The 14,432-nt window shown below is 71.1% G+C and carries 14 protein-coding genes and 2 riboswitches; of the genes, 7 read left to right on the top strand and 7 right to left on the bottom strand.

The features are described from left to right. Positions 1 to 37 precede the first annotated feature (37 nt). Positions 38 to 250 carry an EF-hand domain-containing protein gene (locus tag ACZ56U_RS12220; protein ID WP_391232638.1) on the top strand — a complete coding sequence of 71 codons (213 nt, stop codon included), beginning with the start codon at positions 38 to 40 and terminating at the stop codon, positions 248 to 250. A gap of 148 nt (positions 251 to 398) precedes the next feature. After that, positions 399 to 1,082 carry an NADPH-dependent F420 reductase gene (locus ACZ56U_RS12215; RefSeq protein WP_469084274.1) on the top strand — a complete coding sequence of 228 codons (684 nt, stop codon included), beginning with the start codon at positions 399 to 401 and terminating at the stop codon, positions 1,080 to 1,082. Between the two features lie 13 nt (positions 1,083 to 1,095). Here the strand turns inward: ACZ56U_RS12215 and ACZ56U_RS12210 are convergent, their stop codons facing one another. The 3 genes from ACZ56U_RS12210 to ACZ56U_RS12200 all read right to left on the bottom strand — a co-directional run bounded on the left by ACZ56U_RS12210 (position 1,096) and on the right by ACZ56U_RS12200 (position 5,254). Further along, positions 1,096 to 1,638, bottom strand: a complete 543-nt coding sequence (locus tag ACZ56U_RS12210) for an MOSC domain-containing protein (RefSeq protein ID WP_469083958.1) — start codon at positions 1,636 to 1,638, stop codon at positions 1,096 to 1,098. 70 nt (positions 1,639 to 1,708) lie between these two features. Continuing rightward, entirely contained in the window at positions 1,709 to 2,266 is a 558-nt protein-coding gene (locus tag ACZ56U_RS12205) for a glycoside hydrolase family 25 protein (protein WP_469083957.1), read from the bottom strand. 51 nt (positions 2,267 to 2,317) lie between these two features. Further along, on the bottom strand, positions 2,318 to 5,254 hold the full coding sequence (locus ACZ56U_RS12200; RefSeq protein WP_469083956.1) for an NACHT domain-containing protein: 2,937 nt from the start codon (positions 5,252 to 5,254) through the stop codon (positions 2,318 to 2,320). A 135-nt stretch (positions 5,255 to 5,389) separates the two neighbouring features. On the opposite strand from ACZ56U_RS12200, the gene ACZ56U_RS12195 reads away from it, so the two are divergent. Next, positions 5,390 to 5,593 (top strand): hypothetical protein, encoded by a 204-nt coding sequence (locus tag ACZ56U_RS12195; protein ID WP_469083955.1) that lies wholly within the window; start codon positions 5,390 to 5,392, stop codon positions 5,591 to 5,593. 12 nt (positions 5,594 to 5,605) lie between these two features. Here ACZ56U_RS12195 and ACZ56U_RS12190 read toward each other — a convergent pair whose 3' ends face one another. From ACZ56U_RS12190 to gcvT, 4 genes are all read right to left on the bottom strand, one after another. Beyond that, complete coding sequence (locus ACZ56U_RS12190) at positions 5,606 to 6,973, bottom strand: L-serine ammonia-lyase (protein ID WP_469083954.1); 1,368 nt, start codon at positions 6,971 to 6,973, stop codon at positions 5,606 to 5,608. Between the two features lie 56 nt (positions 6,974 to 7,029). Continuing rightward, on the bottom strand, positions 7,030 to 8,292 hold the full coding sequence (gene glyA, locus ACZ56U_RS12185) for a serine hydroxymethyltransferase (protein WP_398838100.1): 1,263 nt from the start codon (positions 8,290 to 8,292) through the stop codon (positions 7,030 to 7,032). 15 nt (positions 8,293 to 8,307) lie between these two features. Continuing rightward, complete coding sequence (gene gcvH / locus ACZ56U_RS12180) at positions 8,308 to 8,685, bottom strand: glycine cleavage system protein GcvH (RefSeq protein ID WP_391232631.1); 378 nt, start codon at positions 8,683 to 8,685, stop codon at positions 8,308 to 8,310. 114 nt (positions 8,686 to 8,799) lie between these two features. Continuing rightward, positions 8,800 to 9,912 (bottom strand): glycine cleavage system aminomethyltransferase GcvT, encoded by a 1,113-nt coding sequence (gene gcvT / locus ACZ56U_RS12175; protein ID WP_469083953.1) that lies wholly within the window; start codon positions 9,910 to 9,912, stop codon positions 8,800 to 8,802. A gap of 38 nt (positions 9,913 to 9,950) precedes the next feature. Further along, a riboswitch (glycine riboswitch) is annotated at positions 9,951 to 10,056 on the bottom strand. Then, a riboswitch (glycine riboswitch) is annotated at positions 10,057 to 10,166 on the bottom strand. It lies immediately after the preceding riboswitch. A gap of 222 nt (positions 10,167 to 10,388) precedes the next feature. On the opposite strand from gcvT, the gene ACZ56U_RS12170 reads away from it, so the two are divergent. From ACZ56U_RS12170 to ACZ56U_RS12155, 4 genes are all read left to right on the top strand, one after another. After that, positions 10,389 to 11,075 (top strand): AAA family ATPase, encoded by a 687-nt coding sequence (locus ACZ56U_RS12170; RefSeq protein ID WP_469083952.1) that lies wholly within the window; start codon positions 10,389 to 10,391, stop codon positions 11,073 to 11,075. A 308-nt stretch (positions 11,076 to 11,383) separates the two neighbouring features. Then, the gene (locus ACZ56U_RS12165; protein ID WP_469083951.1) at positions 11,384 to 12,163 is read left to right on the top strand and encodes an enhanced serine sensitivity protein SseB; all 780 of its coding nucleotides are present in this window, start codon (positions 11,384 to 11,386) and stop codon (positions 12,161 to 12,163) included. A gap of 120 nt (positions 12,164 to 12,283) precedes the next feature. After that, positions 12,284 to 13,087, top strand: coding sequence for an enhanced serine sensitivity protein SseB C-terminal domain-containing protein (locus tag ACZ56U_RS12160; protein WP_469083950.1), 804 nt, complete (start codon positions 12,284 to 12,286; stop codon positions 13,085 to 13,087). Positions 13,088 to 13,401: 314 nt separating this feature from the next. Beyond that, complete coding sequence (locus ACZ56U_RS12155) at positions 13,402 to 14,412, top strand: ABC transporter permease (RefSeq protein WP_469083949.1); 1,011 nt, start codon at positions 13,402 to 13,404, stop codon at positions 14,410 to 14,412. Positions 14,413 to 14,432: the final 20 nt, after the last annotated feature.

The raw sequence follows: 14,432 nt of genomic DNA, 5'->3' as shown, positions 1-14,432 counted from the left end.
AGCAAGACGGCAAGGAACGAGAAAAAGGGGCGGACCGGTGGCGAACATCGAGGAAGCGCGCAAGGAGTTCGAGCGGATCGATACGGACGGTGACGGGTTCATCACCGCTGCCGAGTTCAAGACCGCCCTGGCCCAGGCCGGCGACTGGAACGTCACCGACTCGGTCGCCGAGGTCATCATCAAGACCCGTGACCTGAACGGTGACAAGGTCCTGTCCTTCGAGGAGTTCTGGGCGTACCTCAGCAAGTGACGTACGCGGAAAGGGGGCGCCCGGGTTTCGGCCGGGGCGCCCCCTTCGTCCTGCCCGGCGGGTGGGGCGCGGGCTCCGGCGCGGTGCGGGACCCGTGGACCGGAATATTCGTCGGCGCGCCCCGGTTGTGACCCTCAGACGTATGCACATGCATCGACCTGAAGGGCCTGTCATGAAGATCGGCATCATCGGCGCGGGAAACATCGGCGGCAACCTCACGCGGCGGCTCACCGCACTCGGTCACGAGGTGTCCGTGGCCAACTCACGCGGCCCGCACACCCTCACCGAGCTGGCGCGGGAGACGGGCGCGACGCCCGTACCGGTCGAGGAGGCGGCGCGCGGCGCCGAGGTGGTCGTCGTCACGATCCCGCTGAAGGCGATCCCGGACCTGCCCAAGGGGGTGCTCGACGGGGCGGCCGAGGGCGCGGCGGTGATCGACACCGGCAACTACTACCCGACGCGGGACGGCCGGATCGACGAGATCGAGGACGAGGGGGTCACGGAGAGCCGCTGGACCGAACACCGGCTCGGCCACCCCGTGATCAAGGCCTTCAACGGCACCTACGCCCAGGACATCCTGGACCGGCACCGCCCGGCCGGTGCCCCCGACCGCCAGGCGCTCCCGGTCGCGGGCGACGACGAGGCCGCCAAGGCGAAGGTCCGCGCCCTCATCGACGAACTCGGCTTCGACACCGTCGACGCGGGCGGCCTCGACGAGTCCTGGCGCCAGCAGCCGAACACACCGGTGTACGGGCTGCGGGACGGCGTCGAGGCGGTCACGAAGGCACTGGCGCAGGCGAGCCCCGAGCGCACACCGGAGTTCCGCGCCTGAGACCCGCCCGAGGTCAGACGATCTCGAGCGGCACGTGCGGCCCGTCGGGCAGCTCCACCTCGACGGCGTCCCCGGGCCGCACGACGCCGCCCTCGACGACGACGCTCATGATCCCGGACCTGAACCGTGGCGTGCCGTCGGCGTCCCGCCCGACCACCTGCTTCATCAGCCCCTTCTGGAAGCCGTCGATCTGCGCACACGGGTTCCGCAGCCCGGTCACCTCGACCACGGCCCGCTCGCCGAGGCGCAGCCGCGTCCCGGCGGGCAGCCCCAGCAGATCGATCCCGCGCGTGGTGACGTTCTCCCCGAGCTCACCGGCACCGACCTCGAACCCGGCCTGACGCACCTCCTCGAACAACTCCTCGTGGATGAGGTGCACCTGCCGCAGATTCGGCTGCGAAGGGTCCTTCCGCATCCGGAACCGATGCTTCACCGTCTGCCCGGCGTGTATGTCCCCCTCCACCCCGAGGCCGACGAGCAGGGTGATGCTCTCCCGGTTCGGCTTGGTGAACGAGTACGTCCCACTGCTGCTGACCGCGGCGACCGACCCACCCATGACGAAGCTCCCCTCTGCGACGCGGCCGCTGCTGCGCCGCAGGTCGGAGCTTACGACGAGGAGGGCGAGGTCAGCTGCCCCCGGCCCAGTCGCGCAGCGCGGCCCTGCTCGCGAAGTCGGCCACGTCCTTGTCCACCGGGTCGTCCGTGTACTGGTGGAAGCGCCACGCCGCCTTGATGCGGGGCTTGCCCGCCGTCACGTAGTCGGCGATCCAGAGACCGTCCCCGGCGTACGACGTCCTGTCGATGTCCAGCCAGTAGTTGCGGTTGCAGTAGAGCAGGACCCGGTGGTTCGGGCGCAGCGCCTTCACCTTGCGTATGAAGCTGTCCTTCTCGGCGTTGCTCGCGTGGGTTCCCTCCCCGGTCGTCTCCCAGTCCACCGCGAGGATGTCGCCCGCCCGCTCCGGGGCCTTGCCCACGAAGTACTCCGCCTGGGCGGTGAGGTTGCCCGGCCAGAGGAAGTGGTAGAAGCCGACGACCAGACCGGCGTCACGGGCCGTCCTCGTCTGGGCCGCCAGCCTGGGGTTGGTGTAGGTGCGGCCCTCCGTCGCCTTGATGAAGACGAAGGACAGGCCGTCGGTGTCGTAGGAGGAGGGCTGGAAGGAGCTCACGTCGATGCCGCGCAGCATGGGGACTCCCTGAAGTGCCGGTGGGGGTACAGGAGTTGCAGCACCCATACCCTAGGCCTCGGGCCGCCGGGCGGAGGGTGCACGGCTCGGTCCCCGCGGCGCCCGGGCGGGACGCGAGCGCGGGCGGATCCGCAGCACGCGGTCCGAGAGCGCCTCGGCGCCGACGACACGGGCGAAGTCGGTGAGGGTGAGCACGCGCAGGGCGGGGTGGTCGGCGAGTGCCGTCACGTCCAGCACCTGGCCGTGGCTTCCGGCGCTGACGGTGAGCGAGCGCACACCGGGCAGGAGCCGGCCGACGGGCCCCAGCGTGGTGCCGGTCACCCGGGTCAGGAACGCCTGGGTGACACGGTCCAGGCTCCGTGCGTCGGCCAGGTCCCGGTCGTGCAGGTCCACGTGGTTCAGCTGGAGTTCCGTCAGCCTCGGCAGGCTCGCCACCTCGCCCAGCGCGGCCAGGAACCACGAGGCCGGCAGCCCGAGGTGCTCCAGCTGCGACCAGCGGGAGAGCCCGCTCATCGGCTCCTCCGTCGCGAGCCGGCCGCCGAGGGTGAGGGAGCGCAGTCCGTGATGGCCGAGCAGCCCGGCCAGGTCGAGGTAGGGGATCGCGGTGTTCAGCGACAGGCTGCGCAGCGAGGTCAGCCAGGCGAGCGCGCCGAAGTCCAGCCGGGGCGACATGTCCTCGATGCCCAGGTGGGTCACCCCGGTGCCCTGGAGGCCGTTGAGGTGCGTGATGTGGGGCAGGCCGTAGAGGGTCAGCTCCTCCAGGCCCGCGTACCGCGACAGCCAGCCGAAGTCGGTGATCGCCGTACCGCCGCCCAGTACGAGGGAGGTGAGCTTCGGGGCATGCGTGAACCGGGCGAGCTCGTCACGGCTGTGGGCACCCCGGAAGTGGACCCCCGTGACCTCCAGGGCGTCCAGCGCCTCCACCTGACGACTGTCGTCGACCTGGATCAGCTCACAGGGCTCCGCGAGCGGCCGGAGGATCTCGGACACGTACTCGTGCGGGTCGAAGCGGGCCCAGTTCAGGGCCAGCCGGTGCCCGACAGCGGTCGCGGGGAGCGCGCCGAACCCCTTCAGGTAGGCGAGTGCCGCGTCGCCGCCGATCTGCTGCGCCGCCCAGATCGCCGGCTCCCGTTCGTCCTCGGCCAGTGCGGCCGGCTCCGGCAGCAGGTCGAGGACGACCGGACCCACCTGCGCGAGGGCGTCCGCCTCGGGCAGGGACCGCGGCGGGATGTGGTCGTCGGCCCGGGCCTCGATCTCGGTGCGCACGGACACCGACAACTCGGTCGCGTGCTGGAGGCAGGCCAGGGCCAGCAGCGTCAGCCGGGTGCCGAACCGGGTCGCGGAGTCCGAGCGGTCCATGATCCGGTTCAGCAGGTCCGCCCGTTCGTCGGGCCGCGCGTGCGCGACCGCCATGCGGATGACGTCCTCCCACTGCTCGTCGTGCGCGTTGTTGGCCAGCATCGGGAGGTCCTTGGCCTCCACGGCGGCCTTGGCGCCCAGATAGTCCTGGAAGGTGCGGTGCACGAAGTCCACCGTGTCCAGCGTGGGCGCGCGCAACAGACCCGTGCGGCCCAGCAGATGGTTCAGGATGGCCGACGCGTCCCCCTGCTCGCGCACCGACGGCATGAGGGGGAGGGCTTCGGCGATCAGTGACTCGGCGGTCGTGCGGGCCAGTTCGGTCTGCCCGTTGCGGACGAGCCAGTAGGCGAGCTTCTGGAGCAGCTGGATGCTCTGCCGCTCGCTCAGCTCGATCCCCTCGGGCGCGATCACCTCGCGCTCCTGGTCCCGCCGGATCAGCAGCATCGACAACGCCGCCGCGTACAACTCCATCCTGTCGTGCGGGAGTTGCCCGCGACGGTCCCGGTGCAGCGCGCACACCAGGGCGCACAGCAGCGGTGTCGTGGTGAGCAGCGCCAGATCCCGCTTGGCCCGCACCTTGTCCCGCAACATCGTCTCCAGCGTGTCCAGATGAGCCCGGACCTCGGTGGTGGAGGCGTCCGCCTTGGCGGCGGCGTGCCAGCGGGAGACGAAGACACCGACATCGGTACGGCTCATCGGGCGGACCGTCAGTTCGCGGAACTGCGCGTCCCCGAGCCACGCGTCGGGCACCGCGTTGGGGCGGGTGGTGACGACGATCCGGGAGCGCCCGTACGCCGCGACCAGGCCCCGCAGCCACTGCCCGGTGCGTTCCCGCATGGCCTTCGGCACCTCGTCCAGGCCGTCCACGAGGATCAGCCCGCGCCCCGAGGACAGCACCCGGTCCGCCCAGCCCTCCGGCTGAGCGGCGTGGAACGGGCATCCGACGGCCGTCAGATACTCCCCGGGCGCGGGCAGGTCACCACGCCGCCCCAGGGTGCGCAACGGCAGCACGAACGCGATGGCGGAGTGCAACTCCGCCAGAGGCTCGGGGAGTTGCCCGGTGGCGGTGGTGCAGGCCAGCCACTGGAGCAACGTCGTCTTGCCGCTGCCGGCCAGGCCCCGGATCAGGGTCCGCCGGGCACCCGACAGGGCGAGTTCCGCCCGCTCGATCCGCTGCTGGGCGGTGCCGAAGCCGTCGAAGTGCCAGCCGACGTCCCGTTCGGCGAGTTCCAGGCTCAAGTAGGCGGCGTCCAGGGGCCATCGGGCCTGAGCCGGACCGCGCAGATCCAGGCCCACCACGGTGAGGCTGCTGTGGCGCTGCTTGAGGTACTTCCGGTAGCGGGCCTCGAAGGCGATGTCCTGCGGGGAGAGCCCCTCGGTGTGGGCCGTCTTCACCGGGCCGAGGCACATGCGCCGCAGCCGCAGCAACTCGTCGGGGTCGAGCCCGAGCGCCTCCGCGAGCGCGACCAGGGTGCCCTCGCTGGGGACGGTACGGCCGTTGAACGCCTGGCTAACCGTGGTCCGGCCGAGCCCGGAGCGCAGGGCCACCGATATCAGGGTCATCCGGCGCCTGGCCCGGGTGTCCCGCAGGAGGGTGCACAGCCGGTCCAGCGCCTCCTCTTTGGTCAACCGAGATCTCCGTCCGCAGCGTTCGCAGACGTTCATCTTGGACCGTCCGTACCGCGCCGAACATCGAAACGGCGAAGGTGACCCGGCGGCCCGGGTCAGCCGGGTCGGACGGTCGGTGAGAAGAGGGGTCGCGCGGTGACGCTGACGACGAGGGACACGCTGGTGGCGCTGGTGCTGGTGACCGTGTTCGTGGTCGCCTTCCTGGTGGCCTGCGTCGCCGGGGCGCTGGCCCGGCTGGACGGTGCCGGCGTGCCGGGCGCGCTCAGCCGGGCCGGCGCGGCGTTCCTGGGGGTGGTGGCGACCCTCCTGGCCCTGCTGGCCACCCTGGTGAGCCGGTGAACCCGGCGCCCCTCAGCACTCGATGATGTTCACCGCGAGCCCGCCGCGCGCGGTCTCCTTGTACTTCACCGACATGTCCGCGCCGGTCTCCTTCATGGTCTTGATGACCTTGTCGAGGGACACCTTGTGCGAGCCGTCCCCGCGCATCGCCATCCGCGCCGCCGTGACCGCCTTCACCGCGGCCATGCCGTTGCGCTCGATGCAGGGGATCTGCACGAGCCCGCCGACGGGGTCGCACGTCAGACCCAGGTTGTGCTCCATGCCGATCTCGGCCGCGTTCTCCACCTGCTCGGGGGAGCCGCCGAGGACCTCGGCCAGCGCGCCCGCCGCCATCGAGCAGGCCGAGCCCACCTCGCCCTGGCAGCCGACCTCGGCGCCGGAGATGGAGGCGTTCTCCTTGAAGAGCATGCCGATCGCGCCGGCGGCCAGCAGGAAGCGGACCACGCCGTCCTCGTCGGCGCCGGGCACGAAGTTGATGTAGTAGTGCAGGACCGCCGGGATGATGCCCGCCGCGCCGTTCGTCGGGGCGGTCACGACACGGCCGCCCGCGGCGTTCTCCTCGTTCACCGCCATCGCGTAGAGCGTGATCCACTCCATCGCGTGCGCCAACGGGTCGCCCTCCGCGCGCAGTTGGCGGGCCGTGACGGCGGCGCGGCGCTTGACCCGCAGGCCGCCCGGCAGGATGCCCTCGCGCGACATGCCCCGCGAGACGCAGGCCCGCATGACCTGCCAGATCTCCAGCAGACCGGCGCGGATCTCGTCCTCGGTGCGCCAGGCGCGCTCGTTCTCCAGCATCAGCGCGGAGATCGACAGGCCCGTCTCCTTCGTCAGACGCAGCAGCTCGTCGCCCGTGCGGAAGGGGTACTTCAGGACCGTGTCGTCCAGCTTGATCCGGTCCTCGCCGACCGCGTCCTCGTCGACGACGAAGCCGCCGCCGACCGAGTAGTACGTCTTCGACAGCAGCTCGGCACCGGCCGCGTCGTACGCCCACAGCGTCATGCCGTTGGCGTGGTACGGCAGGGCCTTGCGGCGGTGCAGGACCAGGTCGTCGTCGAAGGAGAACGGGATCTCGTGCTCGCCGAGCAGGTTCAGCAGCCCCGTGTCCTTGATCGCCGCGACCCGGTCGTCCGCCCCCTCTACGTCGACCGTGCGGGGGGAGGCTCCCTCAAGTCCCAGCAGCACCGCCTTCGGGGTGCCGTGACCATGACCGGTCGCGCCCAGGGAGCCGTAGAGCTCCGAGCGGACCGAGGCGACGGCGGGCAGCAGGCCCTCGTTGCGCAGTCGGTGGGCGAAGATGCGGGCCGCACGCATCGGGCCGACCGTGTGCGAGCTCGACGGGCCGATGCCGATCGAGAACAGGTCGAAGACCGAGATGGCCACGGGAACTCCTTGCTGAGGGGTGGGGGCACACGTCGTCGGGTGCCCCCACCGGGGAACTACTTGTTCAGGCCGGGGTACAGCGGGTGCTTGTCGGCCAGCGCCGTCACCCGCGCCTTGAGGGCCTCGACGTCGTACGACGGCTTCAGTGCCGACGCGATCACGTCCGCGACCTCGGCGAAGTCCTCGGCCGTGAAGCCGCGGGTGGCGAGGGCGGGCGTGCCGATCCGCAGGCCCGAGGTGACCATCGGCGGACGCGGGTCGTTCGGGACGGCGTTGCGGTTGACCGTGATGCCGACCTCGTGGAGACGGTCCTCGGCCTGCTGGCCGTCCAGCTCGGACTCGCGCAGGTCCACCAGGATCAGGTGCACGTCGGTGCCGCCGGACAGGACGTTCACCCCGGCCGCACGGGCGTCCTCGGCCGTCAGCCGCTCGGCGAGGATCCGCGCCCCCTCCACAGTACGCCGCTGGCGCTCCTTGAACTCCTCGCTCGCGGCGACCTTGAAGGAGACCGCCTTGGCCGCGATCACGTGCTCCAGCGGACCGCCCTGGAAGCCCGGGAAGACCGAGGAGTTCAGCTTCTTCGCGAACTCCTTCCGCGCCAGGATGATCCCGCCGCGCGGGCCGCCGAGGGTCTTGTGGGTCGTGGAGGTGACGACGTCCGCGTGCTCCACCGGGTTCGGGTGCAGCCCCGCCGCGACCAGACCGGCGAAGTGCGCCATGTCGACCCACAGGTACGCCTCGACCTCGTCGGCGATCCGGCGGAACTCGGCGAAGTCCAGCTGGCGGGGGTACGCCGACCAGCCCGCGATGATCACCTTCGGGCGATGCTCCTTGGCGAGCCGCTCGACCTCGGCCATGTCGACCAGGCCGGCGTCGTCCACGTGGTAGGCGACCACGTTGAACTGCTTGCCGGAGAAGTTCAGCCGCATACCGTGCGTGAGGTGGCCGCCGTGCGCCAGGTCCAGGCCGAGGATGGTGTCGCCGGGCTGGGCCAGCGCGAACAGCGCGGCCTGGTTGGCGGAGGCACCGGAGTGGGGCTGGACGTTGGCGTACTCGGCGCCGAACAGCTCCTTGATCCGGTCGATGGCGATCTGCTCGGCGACGTCGACGTGCTCGCAGCCGCCGTAGTAGCGGCGGCCCGGGTAGCCCTCGGCGTACTTGTTGGTCAGGACCGAGCCCTGGGCCTCCATGACCGCCAGCGGAGCGAAGTTCTCCGAGGCGATCATCTCGAGCGTGGACTGCTGACGGTTCAGCTCGGCGTCGACCGCCGCGGCGATCTCCGGGTCGAGCTCGTGCAGGGGCGTGTTCAGTGCGGACATCAGGTGTACGACTCCTCAGCCGGCGGAAAAGGCGGTGTACTCGTCGGCGGAGAGCAGGTCGGCCGGCTCCTCCGTGACACGTACCTTGAACAGCCAGCCGCCCTCGAAGGGGGCGGAGTTCACCAGCGACGGGTCGTTGACGACGTCCTCGTTGACCTCGGTGACCTCACCGGAGACGGGGGAGTACAGGTCGGAGACCGACTTGGTCGACTCCAGCTCGCCGCAGGTCTCGCCCGCGGACACCGAGTCACCGACCTCCGGGAGCTGGACGAAGACCACATCGCCGAGCGCGTTGGCCGCGTGCTCCGTGATGCCGACCGTCGAGACGCCGTCCTCGGCGCCCGACAGCCACTCGTGCTCCTTGCTGTACCGCAGCTGCTGGGGGTTGCTCATGGCCTGAATTCTCCTGTACGCGGGTGATGGTGAATGCCGGGGAGTGCGGAAAACGCGCGTGAGCAGCGCGAATGTGCGCAGGGTCACGCGGGAGCGGGCCCCTGCGCCCAGTGTCTACTTCTGGCGCTTGTAGAACGGGAGAGCCACGACCTCGTAGGGCTCGTGCGCGCCCCGGATGTCCACACCGACCCCGGGGGTGCCCGGCGCGGCGTGCGCGGCGTCGACGTAGGCCATCGCGATCGGCTTGCCCAGCGTCGGGGAGGGGGCGCCGGAGGTGACCTCGCCGATCACCTCGCCGTCCGCGACCACGGCGTACCCGGCGCGCGGGACGCGGCGGCCCTCGGCGACCAGGCCGACGAGGACGCGCGGATCGTGGTTGGAGTCCTCGGCGGCCTCGCGCAGGGCCGCGCGGCCCACGAAGTCGCCCTCCTTCTCGAACTTCACCACCCGGCCGAGCCCGGCGTCGAAGGGCGTCAGCTCGGTCGTCAGCTCGTGCCCGTACAGCGGCATGCCCGCCTCCAGGCGCAGGGTGTCCCGGCAGGACAGTCCGCAGGGGACCAGGCCGACGCCCTCGCCCGCCTTGGTGAGGGCCTGCCACAGCTCCACGGCGTGCTCGGGCTTCACGAACAGCTCGAAGCCGTCCTCGCCGGTGTAGCCGGTGCGCGCGATCAGGGCCGGGACGCCCGCGACGGTGCCGGGCAGGCCGGCGTAGTACTTCAGGCCGTCGAGGTCGGCGTCGGTGAGGGACTTCACGATGCCGGGGGACTCCGGGCCCTGGACCGCGATCAGCGCGTACGCGTCCCGGTCGTCGCGGACCTCGGCGTCGAAGCCGGCCGCGCGCTCGACCAGCGCGTCCAGGACGACCTGGGCGTTGGAGGCGTTGGCGACGACCATGTACTCGGTCTCGTCGAGCCGGTAGACGATCAGGTCGTCCAGGATGCCGCCGTCCTCGCGGCAGATCATGGTGTAGCGGGCGCGGCCGACGCCCACGGAGGCGATGTTGCCGACCAGGGCGTAGTTCAGCAGGGCGGCGGCCTGCGGTCCGGTCACCGTGATCTCGCCCATGTGGGAGAGGTCGAAGAGACCGGCCCTCGTGCGCACGGCGTTGTGCTCGTCGCGCTCGGAGCCGTAGCGCAGGGGCATGTCCCAGCCGGCGAAGTCGGTCATCGTCGCGCCGAGCGAGCGATGCAGGGCATCGAGCGCGGTCAGGCGGGGTTCAGTGCTCATCGGACGGATGTCTCCCAAGGCATGACAGGCGAGGTCGTTCCTCCCCATCTGTCATCGGAACCTGAGAGGTTCGCCATGACCGTAGGGGACATGACTTGCACCTTGGGTGGAACCGCCGGAGGGCGGCTCGCTTTTCAGATGTGCCTCGCCCGCGCGGTAACGGGGCCTGAGAGATTCAAGGGAGGGACTTGCTCCTTCGGCGCCCGGGCACTCGTACGAGGACGTACGGCCCGGAACTCTCCCGCGCGGATTCAAACGGCCGGTATGCAGTTGGCGCGGACATCATTGCACGCATCCGTCCGGGGCGGCAGGGGTGGCTCCCCCCGGGGGCCGCTCGGGCTCCACGGACACGAAAGGCACCCTGTAGCAGGCCTGTAGCGAGAAGCGGACGGAAACAGGAGGCGTCGCGGATTACCTTCTCTTTACACTCGACGGGGAGGGGAACTCGTGACCCACTCCAGGGGAGGACGATCACGGTGAACAGGACCTCTGCGTACGCCGGCACCTCGGCCGTCGCGCTGCCCGCGCAGCCGGCCGCCCCGCTCCCGGAGACGCTCCGCGAGACGGCCCGGGAGACGTGCGCACCGCGGCCGGTCGTCCGCGACCTGCGCGAGCGCGCCGGACACAGCCCGCATGCCCTGCTCTTCGCCCCGGCCGACCTCGTCGTGATCACCGGACTGCCCGGCAGCGGCAAGTCCACCCTGATGAAGCGGGCGGTCAAGGGCCTGCGCGTCGACTCCCAGGACACCCGCGACCGCTGGGACGAGCGGGTGCCCCGCTTCCTGCCGTACGCCGTCTACCGCCCGCTCGTCCGGGCCGCCCACTACCTCGGCCTGTACCGCGCCCTGCGCTCCGGTGAGGGCGTCGTGGTGCACGACTGCGGCACGCAGTCCTGGGTGCGCGGCTGGCTGGCCCGCGCGGCCCGGCGCCGCGGCGGCACCCTGCACCTGCTGCTCCTCGACGTCACCCCGGACACCGCGCTGGCCGGCCAGCGCGAGCGCGGCCGGGGCGTCTCGACGTACGCCTTCCTGCGCCACCGCACGGCCGCCGCCCGCCTGATCCGCTCCGTGGCCGAGGGCGACCTGCCCCAGGGCGTGGGTTCCGCGGTACTGCTCGACCGAGACGCGGCGAACACCCTGCGCCGCATCGGCTTCACGGGCTGAGAGCCGCGGCCGGGCACCGGCGGTCCGGCCCCGCTTCGGCTCCAGCGGGTGTTGAGGCCGCGGTCGGGCACCGGCGGGTCTGGCGCCGCAGCGGCTTAAACGGGCTGAGGCCGCGGTCGGGCACTGGTGGGTCCGGCGCCGCTTCGGCTTCAGGGGCTGAGGTCCACGGTCGGGCACGGTCAGGCACCGGAGGTCCGGCGTCGCAGCGGCTTCGCGGGTACGGCCGGGCATCGGCGGTCGGCGTACCCGCTAGCCTTTTCAGCCACAGGCAGGCCCCAGGCGGCGGTTCTCGGCAGGCGGACGGACAGATGGCATTCCCGGCACAGGCACACCCCCATCCGCACGGCAGCGGCTGGCCCGGCAACGAGCTGGAGGAGGTCCTCTCGGCCTCCCTCGGCATACCCGCGGCGGGCGGCCGGATCATCGAGGTCCTGGGCCGCAGCTTCGTCTGGGTCCCGCTGCCCAACGGCGGCGGCCCGCACAGCGGCCCCCTGGACCTGCCCACCATGGAGATCGGCGGCCAGGCGTTCGTCCCCGTCTTCAGCTCCGAGGAACAGTTCCGGCAGGTCGCCGGCGGGCACATGGCGTACACCGTCGCGCCCGCCGTGGAGTTCGCCCGCGGCCTGCCCCCGCAGGTCGGCATCGCCGTGAACCCGGACGGCGTGGTCGGCGTCCCGCTGCCGCCCGCCGCCGTCGCCGAGCTGTGCCGCATGGGCCGCACCCCGCTGGACGGTCCCAACACCGGTGGCCGCGTCAAGCTCTACGAGCCCGACTGGAAGGACGACCCGGTCGACTTCCTCGCCACCGCCTCCGCCGAGTTCGCCGCGACCGGCGTGGTCCTGACGGCCCGCCGCTGCCTCGCCGCGATCGAGACGGCCGACCCCGTGATGTTCGTGGGCGTCGAGCTCTCCCGGTGGGAGGGCGACTTGCGTACCCTCCCGATGGACGCCCTCGGCCGGGCCCTGGGCCGCACACCGGTCCCGTGGCCGGTGAACCTGGTCCTGCTGGACGTGGCGGACGACCCGGTGGGCCACTGGATGCGTCAAAAGGTACGTCCCTTCTACCCCCAGGGCTTCGCAACCTCCTGAGGGCACGGGAAACCGTGCGACCGGCCCACCACGACCCGCACCCCGCAGACCACGCAAGCCCCGGGCTCCCAACGCTTAAGCTGTTTCCGAATACGCAGATTTCCCGAAGGGGCGGACGACGTGAGCGCCAGCGGCACCGGCACCGCGACCGGCACGGTCGAGCACATGCTGCGCCAGGTGACGCCCGGGCGCTACGACGCCTACGAGGCACTCCTCCGTGCCCTCGCGGCCCCTTCCTCCGGCCAGGTCTGGATGCTCCTGTGGCACGGACAGTCGGGGTCGCCGGACGCCCAGTACGGGAACATGGAGGTCGACGGCTACGGCTACGCCCCCTGTGTCACCTCGGCCCAGGAGCTCAGCGCCAGTGGCTGGAACCGCTCCTACGAGGTCGTCGACGGGGTCGACGTGGCCCGCACCCTCTACCCCGACCACTTCGGCCTCTGGCTCAACCCGCACGCCCCCGGCGGCGGTGTCGGCATCCCCTGGCTCGACCTGCGCCGGATCGCCACCGGACTGGAGCGCCAGCCCGCCGGCCCGCTCCGGCTCTCGGAGCCCGGCATCGAGATCCCGCAGTTCTACGCCCTGATCGCGCACAACGCCCACCGCACCCCGGCGGTCCGCTCACTGCGCCGCGCCTGGGTGCAGCCCGCGCTCGGGGCGCCGTACCTCGCCATCGGCCTGGACGTGTACGACACCAGCCCGCCCGCGGTGGACTCGGTGCGCGCCATGATGCAGCAGTCGATCGGAGCGGTCCCGGACGGGCTGCCGGTGTCGACCGTCGCCATGTCCGACGAGTACGACCCGATCGCGATGTGGATGCGCGCGAGCGCCCGCCCCTTCTACGACCGTGAGGCCCACGCCGCGGCCCCCGCCCAGGCCCCCGCGGCCGGGTACGGCTACCCTCCGGCGCCCGGCGGTTACTGAGCCCGACCGGCCACAGGCTCTTCTGTTACGGGAGTGTATCTGCGCGCGTAGATGTGGGCAGAAGGTACCTGTGCGGCACCGAATGTCCCAACTGGTCCCCGTCCGGCGGTCGTTACCCGCCGTCCGGATAACGGAACCCCCCAGCCCGCATCACGTTTACGCATCCTTTCCCCGCCAAGTCTGGCAACAGATCACCAAAGCGTTGAAGACTCCCGCAGCAGGGGTGGGTTCGCCCCTGTGTACGACGGACTGATCACGCCGCTACAGCGGCAAGTGAGGGCCGGCTACCGCCGGTTGAGAGGGGCCCCTGCCAGATGACGGCACCATTGCACGAGCCGACCGCGGAAGCGGCCCCGAGCGCGGCCGAAGAAGCGGCGGTTGTGAGCGCCGACGCCAAGGCCGTACAGGGACGTTCCCTGGGGCGGATCGCCTGGGAGCGCCTGAAGCGGGACAAGCTTGCCCTCACGGGCGGAATCGTCGTGCTGTTCCTGATCGCGGTCGCGCTGCTCGCGCCGGTGATCACGAACCTGTACGGGCAGGACCCGAACACCTACCACGACGCCGACCTGATCGACCCGCTGTTCGGCACCCCCAAGGGAGACTTCGGCGGCATCAGCGGCGACCACTGGCTGGGTGTCGAGCCGGTCAACGGCCGCGACATCTTCGCGCGTGTCGTCTACGGCGCCCGGATCTCCCTGCTCGTCGGCTTCCTGTCCGCGATCGTCGCCGTGGTCATCGGCACGGTCCTCGGCATCCTGGCCGGCTTCTTCGGCGGCTGGATCGACTCGGCCGTCAGCCGCGTGATGGACGGCCTGCTGGCCTTCCCGCAGCTGCTCTTCATCATCGCGCTGGTCTCCGTCATGCCGAACGAGATGCTCGGACTCACCGGCACGGGCGTCCGCCTGTTCGTGATGATCCTGGTCATCGGCTTCTTCGGCTGGCCCTACATCGGACGCGTGGTGCGCGGCCAGACGCTCTCGCTCCGGGAGCGTGAATACGTCGAGGCGGCCCGCTCGCTCGGCGCCGGGCGGCTCTACATCCTGTTCAAGGAACTGCTGCCCAACCTGGTCGCGCCGATCATCGTCTACACGACGATGATGATCCCCACCAACATCCTCACCGAGGCGGCGCTCAGCTTCCTGGGCGTGGGCGTCAAGCCCCCCACGGCCTCCTGGGGGCAGATGCTCTCGAACGCGATCGACTACTACAAGTCGGACCCCACGTACATGGTGGTGCCCGGTGTAGCGATCTTCATCACCGTTCTTGCCTTCAACCTCTTCGGCGACGGCGTGCGGGACGCGCTGGACCCGAAGGGTTCCCGCTGAACTGCCGTACCCAAAGCGTC

This window comes from Streptomyces sp. NPDC034103 (assembly GCF_055575395.1).
The sequence above is the reverse complement of the archived record's forward strand: the minus strand, read 5'-3'. Positions and strand labels throughout refer to the sequence as shown.

What these genes read in the sequence shown, in the direction of transcription:
- glyA (WP_398838100.1), bottom strand. Translation starts at nt 8,292, where the DNA reads ATGTCCGCACTGAACACGCCCCTGCACGAGCTCGACCCGGAGATCGCC.
- ACZ56U_RS12205 (WP_469083957.1), bottom strand. Translation starts at nt 2,266, where the DNA reads ATGCTGCGCGGCATCGACGTGAGCTCCTTCCAGCCCTCCTCCTACGAC.
- ACZ56U_RS12155 (WP_469083949.1), top strand. Translation starts at nt 13,402, where the DNA reads ATGACGGCACCATTGCACGAGCCGACCGCGGAAGCGGCCCCGAGCGCG.
- gcvT (WP_469083953.1), bottom strand. Translation starts at nt 9,912, where the DNA reads ATGAGCACTGAACCCCGCCTGACCGCGCTCGATGCCCTGCATCGCTCG.
- ACZ56U_RS12165 (WP_469083951.1), top strand. Translation starts at nt 11,384, where the DNA reads ATGGCATTCCCGGCACAGGCACACCCCCATCCGCACGGCAGCGGCTGG.
- ACZ56U_RS12215 (WP_469084274.1), top strand. Translation starts at nt 399, where the DNA reads ATGCATCGACCTGAAGGGCCTGTCATGAAGATCGGCATCATCGGCGCG.
- ACZ56U_RS12210 (WP_469083958.1), bottom strand. Translation starts at nt 1,638, where the DNA reads ATGGGTGGGTCGGTCGCCGCGGTCAGCAGCAGTGGGACGTACTCGTTC.
- gcvH (WP_391232631.1), bottom strand. Translation starts at nt 8,685, where the DNA reads ATGAGCAACCCCCAGCAGCTGCGGTACAGCAAGGAGCACGAGTGGCTG.